This is a genomic window from Curtobacterium sp. B8, from assembly GCF_000333315.1.
Taxonomy (GTDB): Bacteria; Actinomycetota; Actinomycetes; order Actinomycetales; family Microbacteriaceae; genus Curtobacterium; species Curtobacterium luteum.
In genome coordinates, this window is the sequence record NZ_BACW01000469.1 from 1 (window position 1) to 5,472 (window position 5,472).

The window sequence follows — 5,472 nt, forward strand, 5'->3', positions numbered from 1 at the left end:
GGCACCAAGAAGCAGGCGCAGGGCTCCATCGCCGAGCAGGCGACCCGGGTCGGCCAACCGTACGTCAACCAGCGTTGGCTCGGCGGTCTGCTCACGAACTCCCAGACGGTCTCCAAGCGCCTCGCGCGCATGAAGGAGCTCGAGGAGATCGACTTCGACGACACGACGAAGGGCTTCACCAAGAAGGAGCTCCTCATCAAGAAGCGCGAGCTGGACAAGCTCCACAAGACCCTCGGCGGCATCCGCAACCTCACGCGGACCCCGAGCGCGCTCTGGATCGTCGACACCAAGAAGGAGCACCTCGCGGTCGACGAGGCGCAGAAGCTCGGGATCCCGATCATCGGCATCCTCGACACCAACTGCGACCCCGACGAGATCACGTACCCGATCCCGGGCAACGACGACGCGATCCGCTCCGTCGGTCTCCTGACCCGCATCGTCGCCGACGCCGCGGCCGAGGGCCTCAAGACCCGCCACAACGGCGGCGACGAGGACGAGGCCGAGCCGCTCGCCGAGTGGGAGCAGGAGCTCCTCGGTGGCGAGCAGGCCGCGCCGGCCGCTGCCGAGGCGCCCGCCGCCGAGGCCCCGACCGCCGAGACGCCGGTCGAGGAGAACGACGCCGACGCGCAGGTCGCCGAGAAGGAGATCGGCGAGCCCGTCGCCGAGGCCTCCAAGAACGCGGACGCCACCTCCGCCGAGTGACATCCGGGGGCGTCGGACCGGACCGGTCCAACGCCCCTCTCCACGTCCCACACACGCAAGTCCAGAAAGGACTCCAGTCAATGGCAAACTTCACCGCTGCTGACGTGAAGAAGCTCCGTGACGACCTCGGCGCCGGCATGATGGACGCCAAGAACGCGCTCGTCGAGGCCGACGGCGACTACGACAAGGCCGTCGAGCTCCTCCGCATCAAGGGTGCCAAGGCCGTCGCCAAGCGCGACGACCGCGCCACCTCCGAGGGCATCGTCGTGGCCTCGGCCGCGAACGGCGCCGCGACCGTCGTCGAGCTCGCCAGCGAGACCGACTTCGTCGCGAAGAACGAGCGCTTCGTCGCGCTCGGCGACAAGGTCCTCGCGGCCGTCGCCGCCGCGGACGCGACCGACGTCGCGTCGGCGAACGCCGCCGAGGTCGACGGCAAGACCGTCCTCGACGTCGTGAACGAGGCCGCCGCGCAGCTCGGCGAGAAGATCGAGATCCGCACGGTCCGCCGTGTCGAGGGCTCGGCCTTCGAGATCTACCTGCACAAGACGTCGCAGGACCTCCCGCCGCAGATCGCCGTCGTCGTCGCCTACGAGGGTGACAACGCGGCCGAGGCCCGCTCGATCGCGCAGCACATCGCGTTCGCGAACCCGACGTTCCTCACCCGTGACGAGATCCCGGCCGAGGACATCGAGAAGGAGCGCGCGACCGTCGAGGCGATCACGCGCGAGGAGGGCAAGCCGGAGGCCGCCCTCCCGAAGATCGTCGAGGGTCGTCTGAACGCGTACCGCAAGCAGGTCGCGCTCCTCGAGCAGGACTACGCGAAGGACAACAAGATCTCCGTCGCGAAGGCCGCCGAGAACGCCGGCATCACGATCCAGGGCTTCGCCCGCGTCAAGGTCGGCGCGTAACGAACCCGTGACGGGGCTCGGAACCAACACCTGGTTCCGGGCCCCGTTTTTCGCGCGCCGTGGGGTGCGCGAGTAGATTCCCACGAGACATTCGACGAAGGGTGCGACCACATGACGAACGAGAAGACCGGACGGCGCCGCGTCCTGCTGAAGCTGTCGGGGGAGGCGTTCGGCGCCGGGTCGCTCGGGGTGAACCCGGACGTCATCAGCACGATCGCGAAGGAAATCGCGGCCGCCGCACAGGACGTCGAGGTCGCGATCGTGTTCGGCGGCGGGACTTTTTCCGCGGGGCCGAGCTCTCGCAGCGCGGGATGGACCGCGGGCGTGCCGACTACATGGGCATGCTCGGCACCGTCATGAACGCGCTCGCCCTGCAGGACTTCCTCGAGCAGGCGGGAGCCGCGACCCGCGTGCAGTCGGCGATCAGCATGACCCAGGTCGCGGAGCCGTACATCCCGCGGCGCGCCGAGCGGCACCTCGAGAAGGGCCGGATCGTCATCTTCGGCGCGGGTGCGGGCCTGCCGTACTTCTCGACCGACACGGTCGCGGCGCAGCGGGCGCTGGAGATCGACGCGCACGAGGTCCTCGTCGCGAAGAACGGCGTCGACGGCGTGTACACCGCCGACCCGAAGAAGGACGCCTCGGCCGAGAAGCTGCACCACGTGACCTACCAGGACGCACTCCTCAAGGGCCTCAAGGTCGTCGACGCCACCGCGTTCTCGCTCTGCATGGACAACGGCATGCCGATGCACGTCTTCGGCATGGAGGGCGAGGGCAACGTCGCGGCGGCCATCCGGGGCGAGCGCATCGGCACGGTGGTCAGCAACTGACCTCGACCGCTGACTAGACTCGACGCAGTACCGAAGGAGAACCACCGTGATCAGTGATGTCCTGACCGAAGCCACCGAGAAGATGGCGAAGGCCGTGGAGGTCGCCAAGGACGACTTCTCGACCGTCCGCACCGGGCGGATCAACGCCGCGCTCTTCCAGAAGATCCCGGTCGACTACTACGGCACCCCGACGCCGCTCGCGCAGCTCGCCGGTATGCAGACGCCGGAGGCGCGCACCCTCGTGGTGACGCCGTACGACAAGTCCGCGCTCAAGGAGATCGAGCGCGCGATCGCGACGTTCCCGAACCTCGGCGCCAGCCCGTCGAACGACGGCGAGGTCGTCCGCGTGACGATCCCGGAGCTCACCCAGGACCGCCGCAAGGAGTTCGTGAAGCTCGTCCGCGGCAAGGGTGAAGACCACAAGGTCGTCGTGCGCAACATCCGTCGCAAGGCCAAGGACGACCTCGACGCGCTGAAGGGCGAGATCTCGGACGACGAGATCGCCCGCGCCGACAAGGAGCTCGACGTCGTGACGAAGAAGCACGTCGACCAGATCGACGACGCGCTGAAGAAGAAGGAAGCCGAACTCCTCGAGGTCTGATGCGTCGTCACGACCAGGGCGCTGAGCGCCCCACGACCGAGGAACCCGCCAAGCGCGGACTCCGACACGACCTCGATGCCCGGGCGCGGGCCGCGCGGTCGGACTTCGACGCCCGGGCTCGGGCGGCGAGGTCCGACTTCGAGGCGTCGATCCGGCAGCGCCGGGCGGACTTCGACGCGCGGAACGAAGCACTGACGGCGCGGACCGGGCGCAACCTGCCCGCGGCGATCGGCATCGCGCTCGCGTTCGCGGTCGTCATGCTCGGGGCGCTCCTCATCTGGAAGCCCGCGTTCATGGTGGTCGCGGCGTTCCTGCTCGGCGTCGGCGTGTACGAGCTCGCGAGCGCCATGCGCTTCGCCGGGCGCGACGTGCCGCGGATCCCGAGCGTCGCCGTGGCGATCGCGGTCGTCCCGGCGGCGTTCCTGTTCGGTCAAGCGGCGGCGCTCTTCACGCTCCTCGGCGGCATCGTGCTGATCAGCGCCTGGCGGCTCGTCGAGGTCGCGACGGGCCGGACGAAGCCGCCTGCGGGGAACGTCGTCCGTGACCTGACGAACGGGTTGTTCGTGCAGGCGTACATCTCGCTGCTCGGCGCCTGCGTCGTCCTGCTCTCCGCACAACGGGACGGGCAGTTCTGGGTGATCGCGTTCATCCTCGTGGTCGTCGCGGTCGACACCGGGGCCTACGCGACCCGGCTCAACCTCGGCAAGCACCCGATGGCGCCGCGCATTCAGCCCGAAGAAGACGTGGGGAGGGCTTCGCGGGGTCGGTCGCCGCGAGCATCGTCGTCGGGATCATCGTGAGCTGGCTGCTCCTCGGACTGCCCTGGTGGACCGGGGTGGTCCTGGGTGTCCTGATCTCGGGCTCCGCGACGCTGGGGGACCTCACCGAGTCGATGATCAAGCGCGACCTCGGGATCAAGGACATCTCGTCGTTCCTCCCCGGGCACGGTGGGCTGCTCGACCGGATCGACAGCATCCTGCCGTCGGCCGCGGTCGCCTACGTGCTGTACCTCATCGTCAACCACTGAGGCGCGAGCGCGGTCCTGCACCGCGAGCGCGGTCCTGCGCCGCGAGCGCAGACCGCCAGCCGTCGGTCGAGCGCGAGCCTGAGCGCCCCCGTCCGCGCGTCCAGGTCGCACCAGGGAACGGTCCTGGCAGAATGTCGCCGTGGCCACCACCTTCCCGAACGCAGCACGCAAGACCCTCGGGTACGACGTCGACGAGGTCGAGCGCTTCCTCGAGGATGCACGTCGTGCCTACACGGCGAACGACACCGAGCCGGGTCTCGAGGCCGCGAAGATCCGGGCGACCGCGTTCTCGATGCGCAAGGGCGGCTACTCCACCGCGCACGTCGACGCCGCGCTCGAACGCCTCGAGGACGCCTTCGCCGCACGTGAGCGTGAGCGCGAGATCGCCTCGAGCGGCCAGAAGGCCTGGTACGCCGAAGCACGCACCAAGGCCTCCGACGTCGTCGCCCGCCTCGAGCGCCCGGACGGCCAGCGGTTCTCCCGGACGAGCTTCCTCGGCACCGGGTACCACACGAAGGACGTCGACGCCTTCGCCGAGCGGCTCGCGGGCTACTTCCGCGACGGCAAGCCGCTCAGCCTGACCGAGGTCCGGTCCGTCGTGTTCCGTCCGAAGCACGGCGGCTACCGCGAAGCACAGGTGGACGCACTCCTCGACGCGGTCGTCGAGGTCATGCTCGCCGTGCGCTGACGACGCGCGGGGTGACCGGTGCTTCGCTTTCCGTGATGCTTCCGTTATCCTGGTCGGACTCATGGGCAGGCACACGGCAGACTCCAGCTCCGACCGCGATCCTCGCGAGCACCTCGACCGCACGGTCTCGGGTGAGCGCCGCGCGGCACTGAACCGAACCCGCACGGTGGGCTCCTCGGTCCTCACCGCGGACACGTCGCTCGCGACGGCCGCTCCGCAGACGGTCCCCGAGGTCACCGGTCCGGTGGCGATCGCGCCGAAGTCGGTCGCGGCGAACCGGGTGTCCGACGCCTCGGTCGCGCACGCCGTCCCGCGGACGCCGGCCGACCCCCGCATCGTCAAGCAGCGTCGCGCGCGGGCCGTCACGGCCCCCGCGCAGGACGCGCCGATGCGCGGCGTGAACTCGTTCATGCGCAAGCGTGCGACGATCCCGGCGCTGTCCTTCTTCGCGGTCTTCGGGTTCGTGGGCGGGTCCCTCTTCAACCCGATGCAGCCCGACGTCGCGCAGGCGGCCGTGCAGTCCGCCGTGCTCGCCAAGGCTCCGGCAGCCGCGCCCCAGCAGTTCACGCCGCACGGCACCTACGCAGCCTTCGACGCCGGGCGCGACGGCTACGACGTCACCGTGCCGAAGCCGAAAGTGACCAGGCCCCGGACGTCGACGCGACCGCAGACGCCACGGCACGGACGACACCACCACGACGCGGCTGCGTCGACCC

The 5,472-nt window shown here is 69.8% G+C and carries 7 protein-coding genes and 1 pseudogene; all 8 read left to right on the forward strand.

Annotation, left to right across the window (positions count from 1 at the left end):
- Window positions 1-702: 30S ribosomal protein S2 (gene rpsB, locus I59_RS12000; RefSeq protein WP_022904070.1), on the forward strand; the 702-nt coding region annotated here is incomplete at its 5' end.
- An 80-nt stretch (window positions 703-782) separates the two neighbouring features.
- Window positions 783-1,610: a translation elongation factor Ts gene (gene tsf / locus I59_RS12005; protein ID WP_022904071.1), complete on the forward strand. Its 828-nt coding sequence runs from the start codon at window positions 783-785 to the stop codon at window positions 1,608-1,610.
- 111 nt (window positions 1,611-1,721) lie between these two features.
- Window positions 1,722-2,440, forward strand: a pseudogene (gene pyrH, locus I59_RS19930) (UMP kinase).
- Window positions 2,441-2,486: 46 nt separating this feature from the next.
- Window positions 2,487-3,041, forward strand: coding sequence for a ribosome recycling factor (gene frr, locus I59_RS12015; RefSeq protein ID WP_022904072.1), 555 nt, complete (start codon window positions 2,487-2,489; stop codon window positions 3,039-3,041).
- Window positions 3,041-3,841 (forward strand): phosphatidate cytidylyltransferase, encoded by an 801-nt coding sequence (locus I59_RS19935; RefSeq protein ID WP_261976568.1) that lies wholly within the window; start codon window positions 3,041-3,043, stop codon window positions 3,839-3,841. The genes frr and I59_RS19935 overlap by 1 nt, the downstream gene beginning before the upstream one ends.
- Window positions 3,838-4,068 carry a phosphatidate cytidylyltransferase gene (locus I59_RS23505; RefSeq protein WP_261976569.1) on the forward strand — a complete coding sequence of 77 codons (231 nt, stop codon included), beginning with the start codon at window positions 3,838-3,840 and terminating at the stop codon, window positions 4,066-4,068. The genes I59_RS19935 and I59_RS23505 overlap by 4 nt, the downstream gene beginning before the upstream one ends.
- Before the next feature lie 139 nt (window positions 4,069-4,207).
- A complete protein-coding gene (locus tag I59_RS12025; protein WP_022904073.1) occupies window positions 4,208-4,756 on the forward strand; it encodes a DivIVA domain-containing protein in 549 nt (182 codons plus the stop codon).
- Between the two features lie 61 nt (window positions 4,757-4,817).
- The coding region (locus I59_RS12030) for a hypothetical protein (protein WP_031273706.1) at window positions 4,818-5,472 on the forward strand (655 nt) is incomplete at its 3' end.

What these genes read in the sequence shown, in the direction of transcription:
- I59_RS19935 (WP_261976568.1), top strand. Translation starts at nt 3,041, where the DNA reads ATGCGTCGTCACGACCAGGGCGCTGAGCGCCCCACGACCGAGGAACCC.
- tsf (WP_022904071.1), top strand. Translation starts at nt 783, where the DNA reads ATGGCAAACTTCACCGCTGCTGACGTGAAGAAGCTCCGTGACGACCTC.